Origin of the sequence: Diaphorobacter sp. LR2014-1 (assembly GCF_002916785.1) — a bacterium.
Taxonomy (GTDB): Bacteria; Pseudomonadota; Gammaproteobacteria; order Burkholderiales; family Burkholderiaceae_C; genus Diaphorobacter; species Diaphorobacter nitroreducens.
Map to the genome: position 1 here is coordinate 170,693 of NZ_MTBE01000004.1, position 17,174 is coordinate 187,866.

At 65.2% G+C, this 17,174-nt stretch carries 21 protein-coding genes; 12 read left to right on the plus strand and 9 right to left on the minus strand.

The window, feature by feature from the left end:
- Nucleotides 1–58: 58 nt before the first annotated feature.
- A complete protein-coding gene (gene dnaK, locus BV908_RS05565) occupies nucleotides 59–1,999 on the minus strand; it encodes a molecular chaperone DnaK (RefSeq protein ID WP_103737462.1) in 1,941 nt (646 codons plus the stop codon).
- Between the two features lie 87 nt (nucleotides 2,000–2,086).
- Nucleotides 2,087–2,623 carry a nucleotide exchange factor GrpE gene (grpE, locus tag BV908_RS05570; RefSeq protein WP_011806338.1) on the minus strand — a complete coding sequence of 179 codons (537 nt, stop codon included), beginning with the start codon at nucleotides 2,621–2,623 and terminating at the stop codon, nucleotides 2,087–2,089.
- A 239-nt stretch (nucleotides 2,624–2,862) separates the two neighbouring features.
- Between grpE and rpsF the strand changes: the two genes are divergently transcribed.
- The 5 genes from rpsF (at nucleotide 2,863) to dnaB (ending at nucleotide 5,924) form a co-directional block, all read left to right on the plus strand.
- A complete protein-coding gene (rpsF, locus tag BV908_RS05575; RefSeq protein WP_011806337.1) occupies nucleotides 2,863–3,240 on the plus strand; it encodes a 30S ribosomal protein S6 in 378 nt (125 codons plus the stop codon).
- Between the two features lie 25 nt (nucleotides 3,241–3,265).
- Nucleotides 3,266–3,556 (plus strand): primosomal replication protein N, encoded by a 291-nt coding sequence (gene priB, locus BV908_RS05580; RefSeq protein WP_047349450.1) that lies wholly within the window; start codon nucleotides 3,266–3,268, stop codon nucleotides 3,554–3,556.
- Between the two features lie 18 nt (nucleotides 3,557–3,574).
- Nucleotides 3,575–3,856 carry a 30S ribosomal protein S18 gene (gene rpsR / locus BV908_RS05585; protein WP_011806335.1) on the plus strand — a complete coding sequence of 94 codons (282 nt, stop codon included), beginning with the start codon at nucleotides 3,575–3,577 and terminating at the stop codon, nucleotides 3,854–3,856.
- A 14-nt stretch (nucleotides 3,857–3,870) separates the two neighbouring features.
- Nucleotides 3,871–4,323 (plus strand): 50S ribosomal protein L9, encoded by a 453-nt coding sequence (gene rplI / locus BV908_RS05590; protein WP_011806334.1) that lies wholly within the window; start codon nucleotides 3,871–3,873, stop codon nucleotides 4,321–4,323.
- A gap of 182 nt (nucleotides 4,324–4,505) precedes the next feature.
- Nucleotides 4,506–5,924 carry a replicative DNA helicase gene (gene dnaB, locus BV908_RS05595; RefSeq protein ID WP_047349451.1) on the plus strand — a complete coding sequence of 473 codons (1,419 nt, stop codon included), beginning with the start codon at nucleotides 4,506–4,508 and terminating at the stop codon, nucleotides 5,922–5,924.
- A gap of 71 nt (nucleotides 5,925–5,995) precedes the next feature.
- On the opposite strand, the gene BV908_RS05600 is transcribed toward dnaB, so the two are convergent.
- The 4 genes from BV908_RS05600 to BV908_RS05615 all read right to left on the minus strand — a co-directional run bounded on the left by BV908_RS05600 (nucleotide 5,996) and on the right by BV908_RS05615 (nucleotide 9,308).
- On the minus strand, nucleotides 5,996–6,361 hold the full coding sequence (locus tag BV908_RS05600) for a hypothetical protein (protein WP_011806332.1): 366 nt from the start codon (nucleotides 6,359–6,361) through the stop codon (nucleotides 5,996–5,998).
- Nucleotides 6,361–8,124: a PhoH family protein gene (locus BV908_RS05605; RefSeq protein ID WP_011806331.1), complete on the minus strand. Its 1,764-nt coding sequence runs from the start codon at nucleotides 8,122–8,124 to the stop codon at nucleotides 6,361–6,363. The genes BV908_RS05600 and BV908_RS05605 overlap by 1 nt, the downstream gene beginning before the upstream one ends.
- 155 nt (nucleotides 8,125–8,279) lie before the next feature.
- Nucleotides 8,280–8,768, minus strand: a complete 489-nt coding sequence (locus BV908_RS05610) for a peroxiredoxin (protein ID WP_011806330.1) — start codon at nucleotides 8,766–8,768, stop codon at nucleotides 8,280–8,282.
- A 165-nt stretch (nucleotides 8,769–8,933) separates the two neighbouring features.
- Nucleotides 8,934–9,308, minus strand: coding sequence for an Mth938-like domain-containing protein (locus BV908_RS05615; protein WP_015913925.1), 375 nt, complete (start codon nucleotides 9,306–9,308; stop codon nucleotides 8,934–8,936).
- Nucleotides 9,309–9,460: 152 nt separating this feature from the next.
- Between BV908_RS05615 and BV908_RS05620 the strand changes: the two genes are divergently transcribed.
- From BV908_RS05620 to moaD, 6 genes are all read left to right on the plus strand, one after another.
- Nucleotides 9,461–10,693, plus strand: a complete 1,233-nt coding sequence (locus BV908_RS05620) for a pyridoxal phosphate-dependent aminotransferase (protein ID WP_011806328.1) — start codon at nucleotides 9,461–9,463, stop codon at nucleotides 10,691–10,693.
- Nucleotides 10,694–10,763: 70 nt separating this feature from the next.
- Nucleotides 10,764–12,125: a homoserine dehydrogenase gene (locus BV908_RS05625; RefSeq protein ID WP_103737463.1), complete on the plus strand. Its 1,362-nt coding sequence runs from the start codon at nucleotides 10,764–10,766 to the stop codon at nucleotides 12,123–12,125.
- A gap of 15 nt (nucleotides 12,126–12,140) precedes the next feature.
- Complete coding sequence (gene thrC, locus BV908_RS05630) at nucleotides 12,141–13,571, plus strand: threonine synthase (RefSeq protein ID WP_011806326.1); 1,431 nt, start codon at nucleotides 12,141–12,143, stop codon at nucleotides 13,569–13,571.
- Between the two features lie 79 nt (nucleotides 13,572–13,650).
- Nucleotides 13,651–14,202, plus strand: a complete 552-nt coding sequence (gene mobB / locus BV908_RS05635; protein WP_103737464.1) for a molybdopterin-guanine dinucleotide biosynthesis protein B — start codon at nucleotides 13,651–13,653, stop codon at nucleotides 14,200–14,202.
- Nucleotides 14,199–15,443, plus strand: a complete 1,245-nt coding sequence (glp, locus tag BV908_RS05640; protein WP_103737465.1) for a gephyrin-like molybdotransferase Glp — start codon at nucleotides 14,199–14,201, stop codon at nucleotides 15,441–15,443. The genes mobB and glp overlap by 4 nt, the downstream gene beginning before the upstream one ends.
- Nucleotides 15,440–15,703 (plus strand): molybdopterin converting factor subunit 1, encoded by a 264-nt coding sequence (gene moaD / locus BV908_RS05645; protein WP_047349457.1) that lies wholly within the window; start codon nucleotides 15,440–15,442, stop codon nucleotides 15,701–15,703. The genes glp and moaD overlap by 4 nt, the downstream gene beginning before the upstream one ends.
- Nucleotides 15,704–15,709: 6 nt before the next feature.
- On the opposite strand, the gene BV908_RS05650 is transcribed toward moaD, so the two are convergent.
- The 3 genes from BV908_RS05650 to BV908_RS05660 form a co-directional block, all read right to left on the minus strand.
- Entirely contained in the window at nucleotides 15,710–16,039 is a 330-nt protein-coding gene (locus BV908_RS05650; RefSeq protein ID WP_103737466.1) for a hypothetical protein, read from the minus strand.
- 78 nt (nucleotides 16,040–16,117) lie between these two features.
- Nucleotides 16,118–16,258 carry a DUF3149 domain-containing protein gene (locus BV908_RS05655; RefSeq protein WP_088886288.1) on the minus strand — a complete coding sequence of 47 codons (141 nt, stop codon included), beginning with the start codon at nucleotides 16,256–16,258 and terminating at the stop codon, nucleotides 16,118–16,120.
- Nucleotides 16,259–16,370: 112 nt separating this feature from the next.
- Complete coding sequence (locus BV908_RS05660) at nucleotides 16,371–16,625, minus strand: hypothetical protein (protein WP_011806321.1); 255 nt, start codon at nucleotides 16,623–16,625, stop codon at nucleotides 16,371–16,373.
- Between the two features lie 66 nt (nucleotides 16,626–16,691).
- On the opposite strand from BV908_RS05660, the gene moaE reads away from it, so the two are divergent.
- Entirely contained in the window at nucleotides 16,692–17,168 is a 477-nt protein-coding gene (gene moaE, locus BV908_RS05665) for a molybdopterin synthase catalytic subunit MoaE (protein WP_015913919.1), read from the plus strand.
- Nucleotides 17,169–17,174 lie beyond the last annotated feature (6 nt).

The window sequence follows — 17,174 nt, forward strand, 5'->3', positions numbered from 1 at the left end:
GCGAACCCCGGCTGGCGGGGCCCGACGCGGCGGCTAGGCACGGGATGCGCTGGCGCGATCAGCCCTTCTTGACTTCCTTGACCTCGGCATCCACCACGTTGTCGTCCTGCGCGGCGGCGCCGGCGGAGCCACTGGCGGCAGCTTGCGCACCGGCAGCCTCGGCCCCTTGAGCGGCCTGCGCATCGCCGTACATCTTCTCGCCGAGCTTCTGGCTGGCAGCCATCAGTGCGGTGGTCTTCTCGTCGATGGCGGCCTTGTCCTCGGTCTTGAGGGCAGCTTCCAGGTCCTTCACGGCGGCCTCGATCTTTTCCTTCTCACCGGCGTCCAGCTTGTCGCCGTGCTCGGACAGGCTCTTGTTCACCGTGTGCACGGCGGCCTCACCCTGGTTGCGGGCCTGCACCAGCTCCAGCTTCTTCTTGTCGTCGGCGGCGTTGAGCTCGGCGTCCTTCACCATCTTCTGGATCTCGTCCTCGGACAGGCCGGAGTTGGCCTTGATGGTGATCTTGTTCTCCTTGCCCGTGCCCTTGTCCTTGGCGCCCACGTGCAGGATGCCGTTGGCGTCGATGTCAAAGGTCACTTCGATCTGGGGCGTGCCGCGCGACGCCGGGGGAATGCCTTCCAGGTTGAACTCGCCCAGCAGCTTGTTGGCGCTGGCAATCTCGCGCTCGCCCTGGAACACCTTGATCGTCACGGCGGGCTGGTTGTCCTCGGCCGTCGAGAAGGTCTGCGCGAACTTTGTCGGGATCGTGGTGTTCTTCGTGATCATCTTGGTCATCACGCCGCCCAGGGTCTCGATGCCCAGCGACAGCGGCGTCACGTCCAGCAGCAGCACGTCCTTGCGGTCGCCCGACAGCACCTGGCCCTGGATGGCTGCGCCCACGGCCACGGCTTCGTCGGGGTTCACGTCCTTGCGGGGTTCCTTGCCGAAGAATTCCTTGACCTTTTCCTGCACCTTGGGCATGCGGGTCATGCCGCCGACCAGGATCACGTCGTCGATGTCGGACACGGAGATGCCGGCGTCCTTGATGGCCGTGCGGCAGGGCGCGATGGTGCGCTCAATCAGGTCTTCTACCAGCGATTCCAGCTTGGCGCGGGTCAGCTTGATGTTCAGGTGCTTGGGACCCGAGGCATCGGCCGTGATGTAGGGCAGGTTGATGTCGGTCTGCGAGGAGTTCGACAGCTCGATCTTGGCCTTCTCGGCGGCTTCCTTCAGGCGCTGCAAGGCCAGCACGTCCTTGGACAGGTCCACGCCCTGTTCCTTTTTGAACTCGCCGATGATGTAATCGATGATGCGCTGGTCGAAGTCCTCGCCGCCCAGGAAAGTGTCGCCGTTGGTGGACAGCACTTCGAACTGCTTTTCGCCATCGACGTCGGCGATCTCGATGATGGACACGTCGAACGTGCCACCACCCAGGTCATACACGGCGATCTTGCGGTCGCCCTTGTCCTGCTTGTCCAGGCCGAAAGCCAGCGCGGCGGCGGTAGGCTCATTGATGATGCGCTTCACATCCAGGCCCGCGATACGGCCGGCGTCCTTGGTGGCCTGACGCTGAGCGTCGTTGAAGTATGCGGGAACCGTGATCACGGCCTCGGTCACCGGCTCGCCCAGGAAGTCCTCGGCGGTCTTCTTCATCTTGCGCAGCACTTCCGCGGAGATCTGCGGGGGGGCCAGCTTCTGGCCGCGCACTTCCACCCAGGCATCGCCGTTGTCGGCGCGGGTGATGGTGAAGGGCATCAGGTCGATGTCCTTCTGCACTTCCTTTTCCTCGAACTTGCGGCCGATCAGGCGCTTGGCGGCGTAGATCGTGTTCTTGGGGTTGGTCACGGCCTGGCGCTTGGCCGAGGCGCCGACCAGAATCTCGCCGTCTTCCTGGTACGCGACGATGGACGGCGTGGTGCGCGCGCCTTCGCTGTTCTCGATCACGCGCGTGTTGTTGCCTTCCATGATGGCCACGCAGCTGTTGGTGGTGCCCAGGTCAATACCGATGATTTTTCCCATGTTTTTCTCCGTGATGTCTGAAATGGCTGGATAGCCAGTAACTTGTGGATAACTTGCCCGTCTTCAAGCGGCGGTGCTGAGATTTATTTACTTGGGCGCGGCCACCGTGACCAGCGCAGGGCGCAGGACGCGGTCAAAGATCAGATAGCCCTTTTGCAGCACGCTCACGACGGTGTTGGCTTCCTGGTCGGCGGGCACCATGCTGATGGCCTGGTGCTGGTGCGGGTCGAACTTGGTGCCGGCCTCGGGGTTCACGATGACCACCTTGTTGCGCTCCAGCGCCGACATCAGTTGGCGCAGGGTGGCGTCCGAACCCTCGCGCAGTTGCTCGGCCGTGGCGTTCTCGATGGCCAGGGCGGCGTCCAGGCTGTCGCAGACAGGCAGCAGGCTTTCGGCGAAGCTCTCAATGCCGAACTTGCGGGCCTTGGCTACCTCATCCTCCGCACGCCGGCGGGCATTCTCGGCCTCGGCCTTGGCGCGCAAAAATTGATCGGCCAAGTCGGCGCTCTTGGCTTTGAGCTCGGCCAGTTCGCCCTGCAGGCGGTTCAGTTCGTCGGCGGCATTGGCGGACATCGCCGCTTCAATCTCTTCAGGAGAGGGAGGGGGATTCTGGTTCTCGGACATGTCGACTCGGGTTGAATTGGAATGCTTGTGCGCGCCAGTTAGGGGCGCATCCGCGGTTTTCAAGCGCGAATGGTGCAAATGGCGTTCTTTGCGTGCAACGCGGGGGCGTTGGCGTGCCGCGTGCGGGAGTGTGGACGGTGCGCAGTGTACAAAGTGAGCGCGCGTTGCTATAATCTCGCGCTTTGCCTTGCCACACCGCTACACGACGCGGCGGGTGGTGTCATCCAAAAGGAGTTTGCATGCGTCACTACGAAATCATTTTGTTGATCCATCCGGATCAGAGCGAACAGGTTCCGGCCATGCTGGAGCGCTACAAGGGCATGATCGTCGCCGGCGGCGGCCAGGTGCACCGTGTGGAAGATTGGGGTCGCCGTCAACTGGCTTACCTGATCAACAAGCTGGCCAAGGCCCACTACCTGTGCCTGAACATCGAAGCCGACCAGGCTGTGATGGCCGAACTCGAGCACGCCTTCAAGTTCAACGACGCCGTGCTGCGTCACCTGACGGTGCAGAAGAAGAAGGCCGAAACGGGCGCGTCCTCCATGATGAAGACCGTCGAGCGCGAAGAAGCACGCAAGGCCAGCCAGGCCGAGTTTGCCGCTTCGAACGAGCGCTGATCGACCAGCCTGTCAGCCAGGAGGTGTGAACAACCATTGGGTCCTGACAGCCTGTATCGCCGAGGTCCAGCCTCTGCGCTACACGCCCGCCGGCCTGCCGGCGCTGGATATACGACTCGAGCACGAGTCGCTCCAGCGGGAAGCCGGGGCGGATCGGCAGGTCAAGGCCAGCGTGAAAGCCCTCGCATTTGGCGCTCTTGCGGAGCGCCTGGCCCGGCAAGCACTGGGAAGCGTCTGGAGGTTCCAGGGCTTCTTGGCCACGGGGCGCAGCGGCAAGGGATTGGTGTTCCACATCCAGGATATTCAACAAGATTAATTTTCAAGAGGTCCGAAAATGGCCACGTTCAAGAAATTCAACAAGGACAAGCGCCCGAAGCGCAACACCCAGTCGCTGCTGTTCAAGCGCAAGCGCTTCTGCCGCTTCACGGTCGCAGGCGTCGAAGAAATCGACTACAAGGATGTCGACACCCTGCGTGACTTCATCGCCGAGAACGGCAAGATCATCCCCGCGCGCCTGACCGGCACGCGCGCGATCTACCAGCGCCAGCTCAACACCGCCATCAAGCGCGCCCGCTTCCTGGCCCTGTTGCCCTACAGCGACCAGCACAAGATCTAAGGAGCACGATTACCATGCAAATCATCCTGCTCGACAAGGTCGTGAACCTCGGTAACCTCGGCGAGATCGTCAAGGTCAAGGACGGTTACGCCCGCAACTTCCTGATCCCTACGGGCCGCGCCCGCCGCGCCACCGAAGCCGCCAAGGCCGAGTTCGAGGCCAAGCGCGCCGAACTTGAAAAGGCCGCCGCCGAGAAGCTGGCTGCCGCCCAGGCACAAGGCGAAAAGCTGGCCGGCACCACCGTCAAGCTGACGCAGAAGGCTGGCGTGGACGGCCGTCTGTTCGGCTCCGTGACCAACCATGACATCGCCGAAGAGCTGAACAAGCAAGGCTACAACGTGGTGAAGTCGCAAGTCCGCCTGCCCAACGGCCCGATCAAGGTCGTGGGCGACAACACCGTCACGGTGGCCCTGCACACCGACGTGGCCGTTGAAGTCACCGTGTCCGTCTACGGCGAAACGGCCTGATCGGTTCGCACCCCTGGCTCTGCCATACAAAGCCGCCCTTGGGCGGCTTTTGTTTTTTCACCCGCACCTGTGCACCTGCTGCCCACTGTCTTTGCACGCCTTATCCACAGAGTTGTGCAATGACGGGCGTGGCACCGCCCGCTAGCATCGTCTGCTTGCCCTCCTGAAAGCCCCTGAGTCCCATGTCTGCCGTTGTGCCCACCCTTCCTGACGGTTATACCGTCCCATCGCTGGATCGCGAGGTGGCCCAGTTGCGTGTTCCGCCCCATTCCATCGAGGCAGAGTCCAGCGTGCTGGGCGGCCTGTTGCTGGACAACATGGCGTGGGACCGCGTGGGTGACCTGCTGGTGGATGGCGATTTCTACCGCCACGAGCACCAGCAGATCTACGCCGCCATCGGCGCGCTGATCAACGCCAGCAAGCCCGCGGACGTAATCACGGTCTACGAGCATCTGCAGGGCATGGGCAAGGCCGAGGAGATCGGCGGGCTGGCCTATCTGAACAGCCTGGCGCAGTACGTGCCCAGCGCCAGCAACATCCGCCGCTACGCAGAGATCGTGCGCGAGCGCGCCATCCTGCGCAAGCTGGTGACCGCCAGCGACGACATCGCCACCAACGCCTTCAATCCCCAGGGCCGGCCGGTGGAGCGCATCCTGGACGAGGCTGAGCAGAAGATCTTCGCCATCGGCGAAGAGGGCTCGCGGATGAAGCAGGGCTTCCAGTCGCTTGACTCGCTCGTGATCGACCTGCTGGACCGCGTACAGGAGATGGCCGACAACCCCATGGACGTGACCGGCGTGCCCACGGGCTTCGCCGACCTGGACCGCATGACCAGCGGTCTGCAGGCAGGCGACCTGGTGGTGCTCGCGGCGCGCCCTTCCATGGGCAAGACCTCGTTCGCGGTGAACATTGCCGAGCATGTGGCGCTCAACGAGGGCCTGCCGGTGGCCATCTTCTCGATGGAAATGGGCGCCGCCCAGCTGGCGGTGCGTATCGTGGGCTCGATCGGGCGCGTGAACCAGGGCAACCTGCGCACCGGCAAGCTCAGCGACGAGGAGTGGCCGCGCCTGACCGAAGCCATCGAGCGGCTGCGCACCGTGAGCCTGCACATCGACGAGACGCCGGGCCTGACCCCATCCGAGCTGCGCGCCAACGCGCGCCGCCTGGCGCGCCAGTGCGGCAAGCTCGGCCTGATCGTGGTGGACTATCTGCAGCTCATGAGCGGCTCGGGCAGCAACAGCTCCGACAACCGCGCCACTGAGCTGGGCGAGATCTCGCGGGGCCTGAAGATGCTGGCCAAGGAGCTGCAGTGCCCGGTGATCGCGCTGTCGCAGCTCAACCGTTCGGTGGAGCAGCGCACCGACAAGCGTCCCATGATGAGTGACCTGCGCGAATCGGGCGCCATCGAACAGGACGCGGACATCATCATGTTCATCTACCGCGACGACTACTACAACAAGGAGTCCAAGGAGCCGAACATTGCCGAAGTCATCATCGGCAAGCAGCGTAACGGCCCCACGGGCACGGTGAAGCTGTTCTTCCAGAAGAACCAGACGCGCTTTGAGAACCTGGCGGTGGGCGCAGGTGATGATTACTATTAAGAGTCAAAAATGGCTCTGGCGCTTACTGGGTAAGCGCTAGCAGCTATTTATTTAATAGTGATTGAGCGGTCTCAACGCGACAGTGCCCAGGCGAGCAGCGCCAGCGTGCATACGCCGAGCCCGCAGACGGCGAGCAGCAGGTGCAGGCTGCGCCGGCGCAACCCATCGACGGCGCGCACCAGTTGGGCGTTCTGCTCGGCCAGCGATTTGATCAGCGCGGCGGACGCGCGCTGGTCTTCCTCCAGCTGGGCCATCCGCGCTTGCAGTACTGCCAGTTGATCGGGCGTGCTGTCGATCCGCTGCGCGGGCGCCTCGGGCGGCGGCGCCTTGCGCGTGTTGCTGATGAGTTTGCGCGCGGCCTGCATGATCTGGGGCGTGGCCTCGATCACGTCGCCCCAGGGCACAAGCTTCAGCGCGGACATCCAGCCCACGGCCATCAGAGCACCTCGCTGGCGAAGTCGGCCAGGCGCGAGCGCTCGCCGCGCGCGAGCAGGATATGCCCGCTGTGCGGCCAGCCCTTGAACCGGTCCACCGCATAGGTCAGGCCGGAGGAGCCTTCCGTGAGATAGGGCGTGTCGATCTGTGCCAGGTTGCCCATGCAGATGATTTTGGTGCCGGGGCCCGCGCGGGTGACCAGCGTCTTCATCTGCTTGGGCGTCAGATTCTGCGCCTCGTCGATGATGACGTACTTGTTCAGAAAGGTACGCCCGCGCATGAAGTTCATGCTCTTGATCTTGATGCGGCTGCGGATCAGCTCATTGGTGGCCGCGCGGCCCCACTCGCCAGCATTGCCCCCGTCGCCCTTGGCAAGAAATTCCAGGTTGTCGTCCAGCGCGCCCATCCAGGGGCCCATCTTTTCTTCCTCCGTACCGGGCAGGAAGCCGATGTCCTCGCCCACGCTCACCGTGGCGCGGGTCATGATGATCTCGGTATAGCGGCGCTCGTCCAGCACCTGGGTCAGGCCCGCGGCCAGCGCCATCAGCGTTTTGCCGGTGCCGGCCGTGCCGGTCAGCGTCACGAAGTCCACGTCGGGGTCCATGAGCAGGTTCATGGCGAAGTTCTGCTCGCGGTTGCGGGTGTTCACACCCCAGACCGTATTCTTGGACGAGCCATAGTCCTTGAGCGTCTCCAGCACCGCCGTCTTGTCCCGGATCTCGGTCACGCGCGCATACAGGCTGGGTTCGCCCGGCGCCTCGAAATACACAAACTGGTTGATCATCAGCTGCGCCACCACGGGGCCGCTGATGCGGTAGTACATGTGCACGCCGCTCTGCCAGCTTTCGACGTTCTTGCCGGCCTTGGTCCAGAAGTCCGTTGGCAGCGCAAGGCTGCCCGAATAGAGCAGGTCGCCGTCTTCCAGCGTCTTGTCGTTCTGGTAATCCTCCGCGACCAGGCCCAGGGCGCGCGCCTTCACGCGCATGTTGATGTCCTTGGACACCAGCACCACCTCGCGCGGCGCATGCAGCTTGCGCAGCGCTTCCACCACGCCCAGGATCTGGTTGTCGGCCTTGCCCTGGGGCAGGCTGGAGGGCAACTGGTAGTTCAGGGGGGCGGTCTGGAAGTACAGGCAACCGCCGGCGGCGCGCTGGCCCGTGGAATCCAGGCGCAGGCCCAAGGCCATGTCGGCGCTGCCATGGGCTGCCGCCAGCGCATCCAGCGTACGGCTGGCCTGGCGGCCGTTGCGGGCCACCTCGGTCATGCCCTTCTTGTGGCCGTCGAGTTCCTCCAGCACGATCATTGGCAGGAAGATGTCGTGTTCTTCGAAGCGGAACAGGCTCGTGGGATCGTGCAGCAGCACGTTGGTGTCGAGCACGAACATCTTCTTCGGCCCGGCAGCACGCTTCTTGCGAGGTGCAGCGTCCGGTGCGGCGCGCGGCGGGGCAGCCGGGGGCACTGCGGTGACAGGGGGTCTCATGCGCACTGCGCCCTCATCCGCAGGGCGTGCGCGCGAATGGGCGGATGCAGCAGATACCCCTGCTTTGGTCGAGCGGCCTGCACCGGATGGGATGGCGGTATCAGGTGCGGCGGCTTTCTTGGCGGCGCTGGTCTTGGTGGCCGCGCGCTTGCGAGTGGGAGCGGCCGCTGTAGCGGGCGGGGCCGCGGAAGCCTCCGCGGCCTCGTCATCCTCGAAAACCGTCATGCGATAGGCGTCTGGTTTGAGCAGGGCGGCGCGCTGGGTCGGGGCGGGGGGCAGGGGCATTGCAGGGAGCCTTGAGGAAAGTAACGTTCAAAAAGCACAAAGCCGCCTAGGAGACCGAGGCGGCTTTGGATTGCGGGGAGCGTGTTGCGTTTCTCAGCAGCATTGACCCATTATGCATGCTCCCCGTGGCGGCCCACGGTAGAGCCGTCAGGTGTTCAGGCGGCTTTCTTGACAGGGGCTTTGATCGCCTTCACGGCCTTCAATACCTCGTCCACATGGCCGGGTACCTTCAGGCCGCGCCATTCCTGCACCAGAATGCCTTCGGGATTGACGAGGAAGGTGCTGCGCTCGATGCCCTTGACCTTCTTGCCGTACATGATCTTGTTCTTCACTACGCCGAACATGTGGCACATCTTCTCTTCGGTGTCGGCGATCAGCTCGAAGGGCAGCTCCAGCTTTTCCTTGAAGTCGTCATGCGACTTCATGTTGTCGCGCGACACGCCGAAGACCACGGCACCGGCCTTCTCGAAATCCTTGAACTTGTCGCGGAACTGCATGGCCTCAGTGGTGCAGCCCGGGGTGTTGTCCTTCGGGTAGAAATACAGAATCAGAATCTGGCCCTGGTGCGAGACGTTGGAAACCTTGATTCCGCCAGTCGCGTTGGCTTCAAATTCAGGAAGGGGTTTGTTGACAACGATCGCCATGGCACTTCTATCTCTCACGAATTAGTCGAAGAAAAGCCGGGGGAGTGGGGGTGTACTCTTTTTTGGGTGGTGCCCCCGACCGCAACAGGCTATTTTACCCCGAAACCCCCTCCAGGAGAACCGGCCGCACTGGCACCCGGATACAGCGACAGGGGAAATCTGCCGTTACTCGGTTTCCAACAGCAGGGCTGCGACCACGTTGCGCCCTTCGCCTGCCAGGACGTTGTAGGTCCGGCAGGCGGCCTGGGTGTCCATGGTTTCCAGGCCGATGCGCCGCGCCATTAGTGGCTGCAACCAGGCGGGCGGTGGAAAGCGGTTGCGCAGGCCGCTGCCGAAGATCACCACCTCGGCGTCCAGTTCAGCGAGTTGCGCGAAGTGCGCGGCAGTCAGGTCCTCGAAGCGGCGGCAGTTCCAGGCGATGCGCTGGCCGCGCGCACCGATGATGACGCTCTCGGTCACCCGATCGGCGTCCACGCCGATCCAGTCCGGCCCGTAGGCGGTGATGGACTGGGTATCGGGGCGTTCGGGCTGGAATTTCATGGGCGTTGCGGAGGCTGCCCGCACCCTGCGCGGTTGTGCGGTGGCCGGGGCCTTGGGTGGAACTGTGGTCAAATTATAGGTTTGACCGAGGCGCCCTGCGCCCGGCGGGGCCGCAGCCCCACTTGCGCCCCTCTCCTCACGCCTGCCCGCACATGAAGCCCATCCGCAAATCCGCCAAACTCAACAATGTTCTCTACGATGTCCGGGGCCCCATCGTGGACGCGGCCAAGCAGATGGAGGACGAGGGCCAGAAGATCATCAAGCTGAACATCGGCAACCTGGCGCCGTTCGGCTTTGACGCGCCCGAGGAGATCCAGCAGGACATGATCCGCAACCTGCCCAACTCGGCGGGCTACTCGGACAGCAAGGGCATCTTTGCGGCACGCAAGGCCGTGATGCACTACAGCCAGCAGCAGGGCGTGGCCGGCGTGACGCTGGACGATATTTACCTGGGCAACGGCGCGAGCGACCTGATCACCATGGCCACCAACGCGCTGCTGGACGACGGCGACGAGCTGCTGGTGCCCGCACCCGACTATCCGCTGTGGACGGCGGCGGCCAGCCTGTCGGGCGGTCGGCCTGTGCACTACCTGTGCGATGAAGACAACGGCTGGATGCCGAGCCTGACGGACATCCGCGCCAAGATCACCCCGCGCACGCGCGGCATCGTGGTCATCAACCCCAACAACCCCACGGGCGCGCTGTACTCGGACGAGCTGCTCAAGGGCATCGTGCAGATCGCGCGCGAGCACAACCTGGTGCTGTTTGCCGACGAGGTGTACGACAAGGTGCTGTACGACGGCGTCAAGCACACGGCCATGGCCAGCCTGTCGACCGACGTGGTCACGCTCACGTTCAACTCGCTCTCCAAGGCCTACCGCTCCTGCGGCTACCGCGCCGGGTGGATGGTGATCTCGGGCGACAAGACGGCCGCGCGCGACTACATCGAGGGCATCAACATGCTGGCCAACATCAAGCTCGGCTCCAACGTGCCGGGCCAGTGGGCCATCCAGACCGCGCTGGGCGGCTACCAGAGCATCAACGACCTGGTCAAACCCGGCGGGCGCCTGTGCCGCCAGCGCGACCTGGCCTACGAGCTGATCACCGCCATCCCCGGCGTCACCTGCGTCAAGCCGCAGGCGGCGCTGTACATGTTCCCCCGCCTGGACCCCGAGATGTACCCCATCGCGGACGACCGCCAGTTCTTTATGGAAGTGCTGCGCGCCACGCGGGTCATGCTGGTGCAGGGCTCGGGCTTCAATTACCCCGACAACCAGCACTTTCGCATCGTGTTCTTGCCGCACGAAGACGACCTGCGCGAGGCCATCGGCCGGCTGGCGGGCTTCCTGGCCGCCTACCGGCAGCGCCACGCCAAGGCGGCGTGAACTTCATTTTTGATAGCTGCTGGCGCCCGTCAATAGGGCGCTGGGGCCTTTTTTGACGGGTAACCCTGATATGAAACCGATCCAAGTGGGCCTGCTGGGCATTGGCACCGTGGGCAGCGGCGTGTTCAACGTCCTGTCGCGCAACCAGGAAGAAATCCGCCGCCGCGCCGGCCGCGGCATCGAGATTGCTTGTGTGGCCGACCTGGACACCGCCCGCGCCCGCGCCATCGTGGGCGAGAACGCCCGCGTGGTGGGCGACGCGCGCGAAGTGATCGCCAACCCTGAGATCGACATCGTGGTCGAGCTGATCGGCGGCTACGGCATCGCCAAGCAGCTGGTGCTGGAGGCGATCGCCGCCGGCAAGCATGTCGTGACGGCCAACAAGGCCCTGCTGGCCGTGCATGGCACGGAGATCTTCAAGGCCGCGGCCGAGAAGGGTGTGGTGGTCGCCTACGAGGCGGCGGTGGCCGGCGGCATTCCGATCATCAAGGCGCTGCGCGAAGGCCTGGCGGCCAACCAGATCCAGTGGGTGGCCGGCATCATCAACGGCACCACCAACTTCATCCTGTCCGAGATGCGCGACAAGGGCCTGGACTTCGACGTGGTGCTCAAGGAAGCGCAAGCGTTGGGCTACGCCGAGGCCGACCCCACCTTCGACATCGAGGGCGTGGACGCCGCGCACAAGGCCACCATCATGAGCGCCATCGCCTTCGGCATTCCGGTGCAGTTCGACAAGGCCTACGTGGAGGGCATCACCAAGTTGTCTGCCGTCGACATCCGCTATGCCGAGCAACTGGGCTACCGCATCAAGCTGCTGGGGATCGCCAAGCGCCGCCAGGGCGACGCGACCAAGCGCACGCCCGATGGCGTGGAGCTGCGCGTGCACCCCGCGCTGGTGCCGGCCAAGCGCCTGATCGCCAATGTCGAAGGCGCGATGAACGCCGTGGTGGTGCACGGGGACGCCGTGGGCACCACGCTGTACTACGGCAAAGGCGCGGGTAGCGAGCCCACCGCCAGCGCCGTGATCGCCGACCTGGTGGACATCACCCGCCTGATCGAGGCCGACCCCGCGCACCGCGTGCCGCCGCTGGCCTTCCAAAGCCACACGCTGCGCGAGGCGGGGCAGGAGCTGCCCGTGCTGCCCATGGCCGACGTGGTCACAAGCTACTACCTGCGCATCCGCGTGGCCGACGAGGCCGGCGTGCTGGCCAAGATCACCGGCATCCTGGCCGGCGCGGGCATCAGCATCGACGCCGTGCTGCAGCGCGAGGCCGACGAAGTGGGCGGCGAAGGCAGCACGCAGACCGACCTGATCATCCTCACGCACGACACGCGCGAGGGCGACATGGACGCTGCGCTCGCCCGAATCCAGGGCCTGCCCACGGTGCTGGCCAGCATCACGCGCATCCGCAAGGAAGAGCTCAACAACTAAGAGGGGCTGCACGCCATGCTGTACCTGTCCACCCGCGGCCACGCGGACCGCAAGCATTTCTGCGACATCCTGCTCGAAGGCCTGGCGCCCGACGGCGGCCTGTACCTGCCCGAGCGCTACCCGCAGATCAGCGACGCCGAGCTGACCGCGCTGCGCACCGCCTATCACACGCAAGGCTATGCCGAGCTGGCCTTCCGCATCCTGTCGCTGTACATCGACGACATCCCGCCCGCGGACCTGAAGCGCCTGTGCGAGAAGACGTACACCGCCGAAGTGTTCGGCACGGGTGAGATCGTGCCGCTGCGCCACCTGGAAGACGGCCTGTGGATCGAGGCCCTGTCCAACGGCCCCACGCTGGCCTTCAAGGACATGGCCATGCAACTGCTGGGCAACCTGTTCGAGTACGAACTGGCCCGCCGTGGCGAGCAGCTCAACATCCTGGGCGCCACCAGCGGCGACACCGGCAGCGCGGCCGAGTACGCCATGCGCGGCAAGCAGGGCGTGCGCGTGTTCATGACCAGCCCGCACGGTCGCATGAGCCCGTTCCAGCAGGCGCAGATGTTCAGCCTGCAGGACGCGAACATCCACAACCTGGCCATCGAAGGCGTATTCGACGACTGCCAGGACATCGTCAAGGCGGTGAGCAACGACCACGCGTTCAAGGCCCAATACAAGATCGGCACCGTCAACTCGATCAACTGGGCGCGCCTGCTGGCGCAGGTGGTGTACTACTTCGCGGGCTACATCCAGGCGACGGAGACGAACGGCCAAAAGGTCAGCTTCACCGTGCCCAGCGGCAACTTCGGCAACATCTGCGCCGGCCACGTGGCGCGCCAGATGGGCCTGCCGATCGACCGCCTGATCGTTGCCACCAACGAAAACGACGTGCTCGACGAGTTCTTCCGCACAGGCGCCTACCGCGTGCGCGGCGCGGCCGACACGCACGAGACCAGCAGCCCCAGCATGGACATCAGCAAGGCCAGCAACTTCGAGCGTTTCGTGTTCGACCTGCTGGGGCGCAATGCGGAGCGCACGCGCGAGCTGTTCGCCGAGGGCGTGGCCAAACAGGGCTTCTTCGACCTGGGGAGCGACCCCGTGTTTCGAGACGCACGCGCCAAGTACGGTTTCGAGAGCGGCAAGAGCACGCACGCCGACCGCCTGGCCACCATCCGCGACACGTACGAGCGATTCGGCCAGATCATCGACACCCACACCGCCGACGGCGTGAAGGTGGCGCGCGAGCACCGTGGCGATCCCGCCGTGCCCATGATCGTGCTGGAGACGGCCCTGCCCATCAAGTTCGCCGAGACCATCCAGGAAGCCCTGGGCCGCGCGCCCGAGCGCCCGGCCAGGTTCGAGGGCATCGAGCAATTGCCCAAGCGCCTGCAGGTGCTGGCGGCCGATGCCGAGCAGGTCAAGGCCTATATCGCAGCCCATTGCGATTAGGGATCAAATCGGCCTCTGGCGCTTATCCATCAAGCGCTGGTAGCTATTAATAGATGAGTGAAACTGAAGGAGTGTCGGGATGAAGGTGGTTGGCTTTGCCGGCTATTCAGGCAGCGGCAAGACCACGCTGGTGGAGCAGCTGATTCCCGAACTGCGCCTGCATGGCCTGCGCGTGTCGGTGGTCAAGCATGCGCACCACAAGTTCGACATCGACCATGTGGGCAAGGACACCTGGCGCCACCGCGAGGCCGGCGCCTACGAAGTGGCCGTGGCCTCCGACCGGCGCATGGCGCTGATGCGCGAATTCGAGCAGGAGCACACGCCCAGCGTGCACGAACTGCTGGCCGAGCTGGATCCGCGCGTGGACTGGGTGCTGGTGGAAGGCTTCAAGGAAAGCGACCTGCCCAAGATCGAGATCTGGCGCGCCGCATCACCCGATTACCGCGAACGGCCCGCACTCTATCCGCACGATCCCTGCATCGTCGCCGTGGCCACCGACGCGCCGCTGCCGCCGGTGGCCACCGCGCTGCCGGTGCTCAACCTGGACGACCCTCACGCCGTGGTGCAATGGCTGCTGGCACAGGGCGCGCGTTTTGACTATGTGCCCGACCGGGCGGAGGCCTGCGAATGAAACCCCAAGCGCGTGCACCCCTCAAGCCACTGGACGAAGCCCTGGCCGAACTGCTGGCGCAGGCCGCCCCGCTGGCAGGCACCGACACCGTCAACACCTTCGACGCCGACGGTCGCGTGCTCGCGCAGGCCGCCACCTCGCCGCTGCAGGTGCCGCCCAACGACAACAGCTCGATGGACGGCTACGCCGTGCGCTGCGCCGACGTGCCGGCAGCGGGGGTGGAGTTGCCGGTGGCGCAGCGTATTCCCGCGGGCGCCTTCGGCGTGCCGCTGGCGGCGGGTACGGCGGCGCGCATCTTCACGGGCGCGCCGGTGCCCGAGGGGGCCGATGCCATCGTGATGCAGGAAGACTGCGAGGCGCTCGACGGGGATCGCGTGCGCGTGAATGCCGTACCGGCCCAGGGTCAGTGGATTCGGCGCGCGGGCGAGGACATCACCCGGGGTGCTGAGGTGCTGGCCGCTGGCACGCGCCTCACCCCCGCAGAGCTGGGCCTGGCTGCCAGTATCGGCTTGGGCACCCTGCAGGTGGCGCGCCGGCCCCGCGTGGCGCTTTTTTCCACGGGCGACGAACTCGTCATGCCGGGTGATGTGCCGCCCGCGCAGATGAAGCCCGGCGCCATCTACAACAGCAACCGTTTCTTCCTGCGCGCCATGCTGCTGCGCCTGGGCTGCGAGGTGAGCGACTTAGGCATCGTGCCCGACCGGCGCGAGGCCACCGTGGCCGCGCTGCGCGAGGCTGCCCAGGGACATGACCTGATCCTGACCAGCGGCGGCGTGAGTGTGGGCGAGGAAGACCACATCAAGCCGGCGGTGGAGCGCTTGGGCACGCTGCAGCTCTGGCAGATCGCCATGAAGCCGGGCAAGCCCTTCGCCTACGGCCAGATTCCCCACGCGGGCGGCAGTGCACACTTCATGGGCCTGCCGGGTAACCCCGTGTCCAGCTTCGTCACCTTCGGCCTGCTGGTGCGCCCCTTCCTGTTGCGCCTGCAGGGCGTGCGTGATATTGCTCCTAAAGCGATAGCTGCTACGGCTGGATTCGACTGGCCCCGGGCCGATAAACGCCGTGAATTCCTGCGCGTGCGCCAGGGTACCGACGGCACGCTGGAGCTGTTTCCCAACCAAAGCTCGGGCGTGCTTACCTCGGCCGCCTGGGCGGACGGCGTGGTAGACAACCCCGCCGGCCAGACCATTGCGCGCGGCGACACCGTGCGCTTCCTGCCATTTGCGGAGTTGCTGTCATGACCACGCCCTTCACGATCACGGTGCGCTACTTCGCCTCCATCCGCGAGGCCGTGGGCACGGGGCAGGAGACGGTGCAGACCGGCGCCACCACGCTGGGCGCCTTGCGCGATGAACTCATCGCCCGTGGCGAGCCCTGGGCCACCTGCCTCTCGCGCGGGCGCGCCGTGCGCGTGGCCCTCGACCAGACCATGGCGCATGACGCCACGCCGCTGGCGGCAGGCGCCGAGGCGGCGTTCTTTCCGCCCGTCACGGGCGGCTGACGGCGTTCAAGGCTGCTCCACCGCCAGGGCGGGCAGCTCGGGGCTGCGCCACCCCAGCAACTCGGCCAGGCGCAGTGTGATCCAGCGCGCCTCGGCCGGGGTCACGCCCGCGTCCGGACCGGCCAGGCCGGCGTGGATGCCCAGCAGCACCCCTTCTTCCGACCGCGCACCGCCGTGGTACAGCTGCTGCGCCTGTTCCACCAAGTGGCAGGCCAGGTCCTCGCACCACTCGTAGCGCGCCCGCACCTCGGCGGCAGGCGCCTGCAGGCGTGCGCGTGTGTCGCTGTACAGCGCGATGAAGGAGGGCGGGACCAGGATCTGGTTGTCGTCGTGCATCCGCCTATTGTCTGGCACGGCGAAAAAACACAGGCGCCGCTCTTGCCGGAGACGGCGCCCGCGCGGGTCTGGAGCGGATCAGCGCTTTTGCTGTGCCGGGGGCGCATCGTTGCGCGTGAACAGCCAGATGAAAAAGCCCCCCATGCACAGCATGAAACCGATGCCTATGGCGCTGAACAGACCCACCTCGGTGGTGAAGAGTTGCTTGAGCAGTTGCATGGCATTTTTCCTCCGTCGTTATGTGATGGAGCCATTGCAGCGCAGCCCGGCGGGAGCCCCTTTGAGACAAGTCAAAAATCCGGGTATACCCCACTATTGTCGTCAAGTACCTTCAATCAGGCACGAACAGGCGCTCAAAGCGCTGCTGGTCGCCTTCCAGCTCGAAGGTCACGAGCTGGCCCATCTTCGCGTCAGCCTTGCGGTGGGCGGAGAACAGGCTGTAGCGGCCCGCCAGGTCGAAGCTGGGCAGATCGATCAAGGCATAGGGGTGGGGCACGAAAGTCTGGAACTCAAACACCACACGGTGCGCATTGCGCGGCGAGGGGTAGAGCAGGTAGTCGTCGGTGGTGATGGTCTGCAGGGCCATGGTGTGCAAGTGTGGGGTGGGCGTTAAAGTGCCGTCAATTCCGCAATTCTGCCGCTGACCACTGCCATGCACCGCGTTTCCATCCAGACCCATGACTTCGACGTTTCCACCGAGCTGGCGGCGCTGCGTGCGCGGGACGCGCGCGTGGGGGCGGTGTGCTGCTTCGTGGGCACGGTGCGCGACCGCAACGAAGGGGACAGCGTGGCCTCCATGGAGCTGGAGCACTACCCGGGCATGACCGAGAAATCCATCGAGGCCATGGTGGATGCGGCGTTTGCACGTTTTAACCTCTATGGCGTGCGCGTGATCCACCGCGTGGGGCTGCTCGCGCCCATGGACCAGATCGTGATGGTGGCCGTGACCTCGGCGCACCGCGGCGAGAGCTTTCAGGCCTGCGAGTTCGTCATGGACTACCTCAAGACCCAGGCGCCGTTCTGGAAGAAGGAGCAGACGCCAGATGGTGCGCGCTGGGTGGATGCGCGCGTGAGCGACGATGCGGCGCTGGCGCGCTGGGGCATCGCCGCGCCGCCCCAGGTGGGCTGACTTTTA

What these genes read in the sequence shown, in the direction of transcription:
- BV908_RS05610 (WP_011806330.1), bottom strand. Translation starts at nt 8,768, where the DNA reads ATGGCGATCGTTGTCAACAAACCCCTTCCTGAATTTGAAGCCAACGCG.
- BV908_RS05625 (WP_103737463.1), top strand. Translation starts at nt 10,764, where the DNA reads ATGAAACCGATCCAAGTGGGCCTGCTGGGCATTGGCACCGTGGGCAGC.
- rplI (WP_011806334.1), top strand. Translation starts at nt 3,871, where the DNA reads ATGCAAATCATCCTGCTCGACAAGGTCGTGAACCTCGGTAACCTCGGC.
- BV908_RS05655 (WP_088886288.1), bottom strand. Translation starts at nt 16,258, where the DNA reads ATGCAACTGCTCAAGCAACTCTTCACCACCGAGGTGGGTCTGTTCAGC.
- rpsF (WP_011806337.1), top strand. Translation starts at nt 2,863, where the DNA reads ATGCGTCACTACGAAATCATTTTGTTGATCCATCCGGATCAGAGCGAA.
- moaE (WP_015913919.1), top strand. Translation starts at nt 16,692, where the DNA reads ATGCACCGCGTTTCCATCCAGACCCATGACTTCGACGTTTCCACCGAG.
- BV908_RS05660 (WP_011806321.1), bottom strand. Translation starts at nt 16,625, where the DNA reads ATGGCCCTGCAGACCATCACCACCGACGACTACCTGCTCTACCCCTCG.
- thrC (WP_011806326.1), top strand. Translation starts at nt 12,141, where the DNA reads ATGCTGTACCTGTCCACCCGCGGCCACGCGGACCGCAAGCATTTCTGC.
- rpsR (WP_011806335.1), top strand. Translation starts at nt 3,575, where the DNA reads ATGGCCACGTTCAAGAAATTCAACAAGGACAAGCGCCCGAAGCGCAAC.
- BV908_RS05650 (WP_103737466.1), bottom strand. Translation starts at nt 16,039, where the DNA reads ATGCACGACGACAACCAGATCCTGGTCCCGCCCTCCTTCATCGCGCTG.
- moaD (WP_047349457.1), top strand. Translation starts at nt 15,440, where the DNA reads ATGACCACGCCCTTCACGATCACGGTGCGCTACTTCGCCTCCATCCGC.
- glp (WP_103737465.1), top strand. Translation starts at nt 14,199, where the DNA reads ATGAAACCCCAAGCGCGTGCACCCCTCAAGCCACTGGACGAAGCCCTG.
- grpE (WP_011806338.1), bottom strand. Translation starts at nt 2,623, where the DNA reads ATGTCCGAGAACCAGAATCCCCCTCCCTCTCCTGAAGAGATTGAAGCG.
- dnaK (WP_103737462.1), bottom strand. Translation starts at nt 1,999, where the DNA reads ATGGGAAAAATCATCGGTATTGACCTGGGCACCACCAACAGCTGCGTG.
- mobB (WP_103737464.1), top strand. Translation starts at nt 13,651, where the DNA reads ATGAAGGTGGTTGGCTTTGCCGGCTATTCAGGCAGCGGCAAGACCACG.
- dnaB (WP_047349451.1), top strand. Translation starts at nt 4,506, where the DNA reads ATGTCTGCCGTTGTGCCCACCCTTCCTGACGGTTATACCGTCCCATCG.
- BV908_RS05620 (WP_011806328.1), top strand. Translation starts at nt 9,461, where the DNA reads ATGAAGCCCATCCGCAAATCCGCCAAACTCAACAATGTTCTCTACGAT.
- BV908_RS05615 (WP_015913925.1), bottom strand. Translation starts at nt 9,308, where the DNA reads ATGAAATTCCAGCCCGAACGCCCCGATACCCAGTCCATCACCGCCTAC.
- BV908_RS05600 (WP_011806332.1), bottom strand. Translation starts at nt 6,361, where the DNA reads ATGGCCGTGGGCTGGATGTCCGCGCTGAAGCTTGTGCCCTGGGGCGAC.
- BV908_RS05605 (WP_011806331.1), bottom strand. Translation starts at nt 8,124, where the DNA reads ATGCCCCTGCCCCCCGCCCCGACCCAGCGCGCCGCCCTGCTCAAACCA.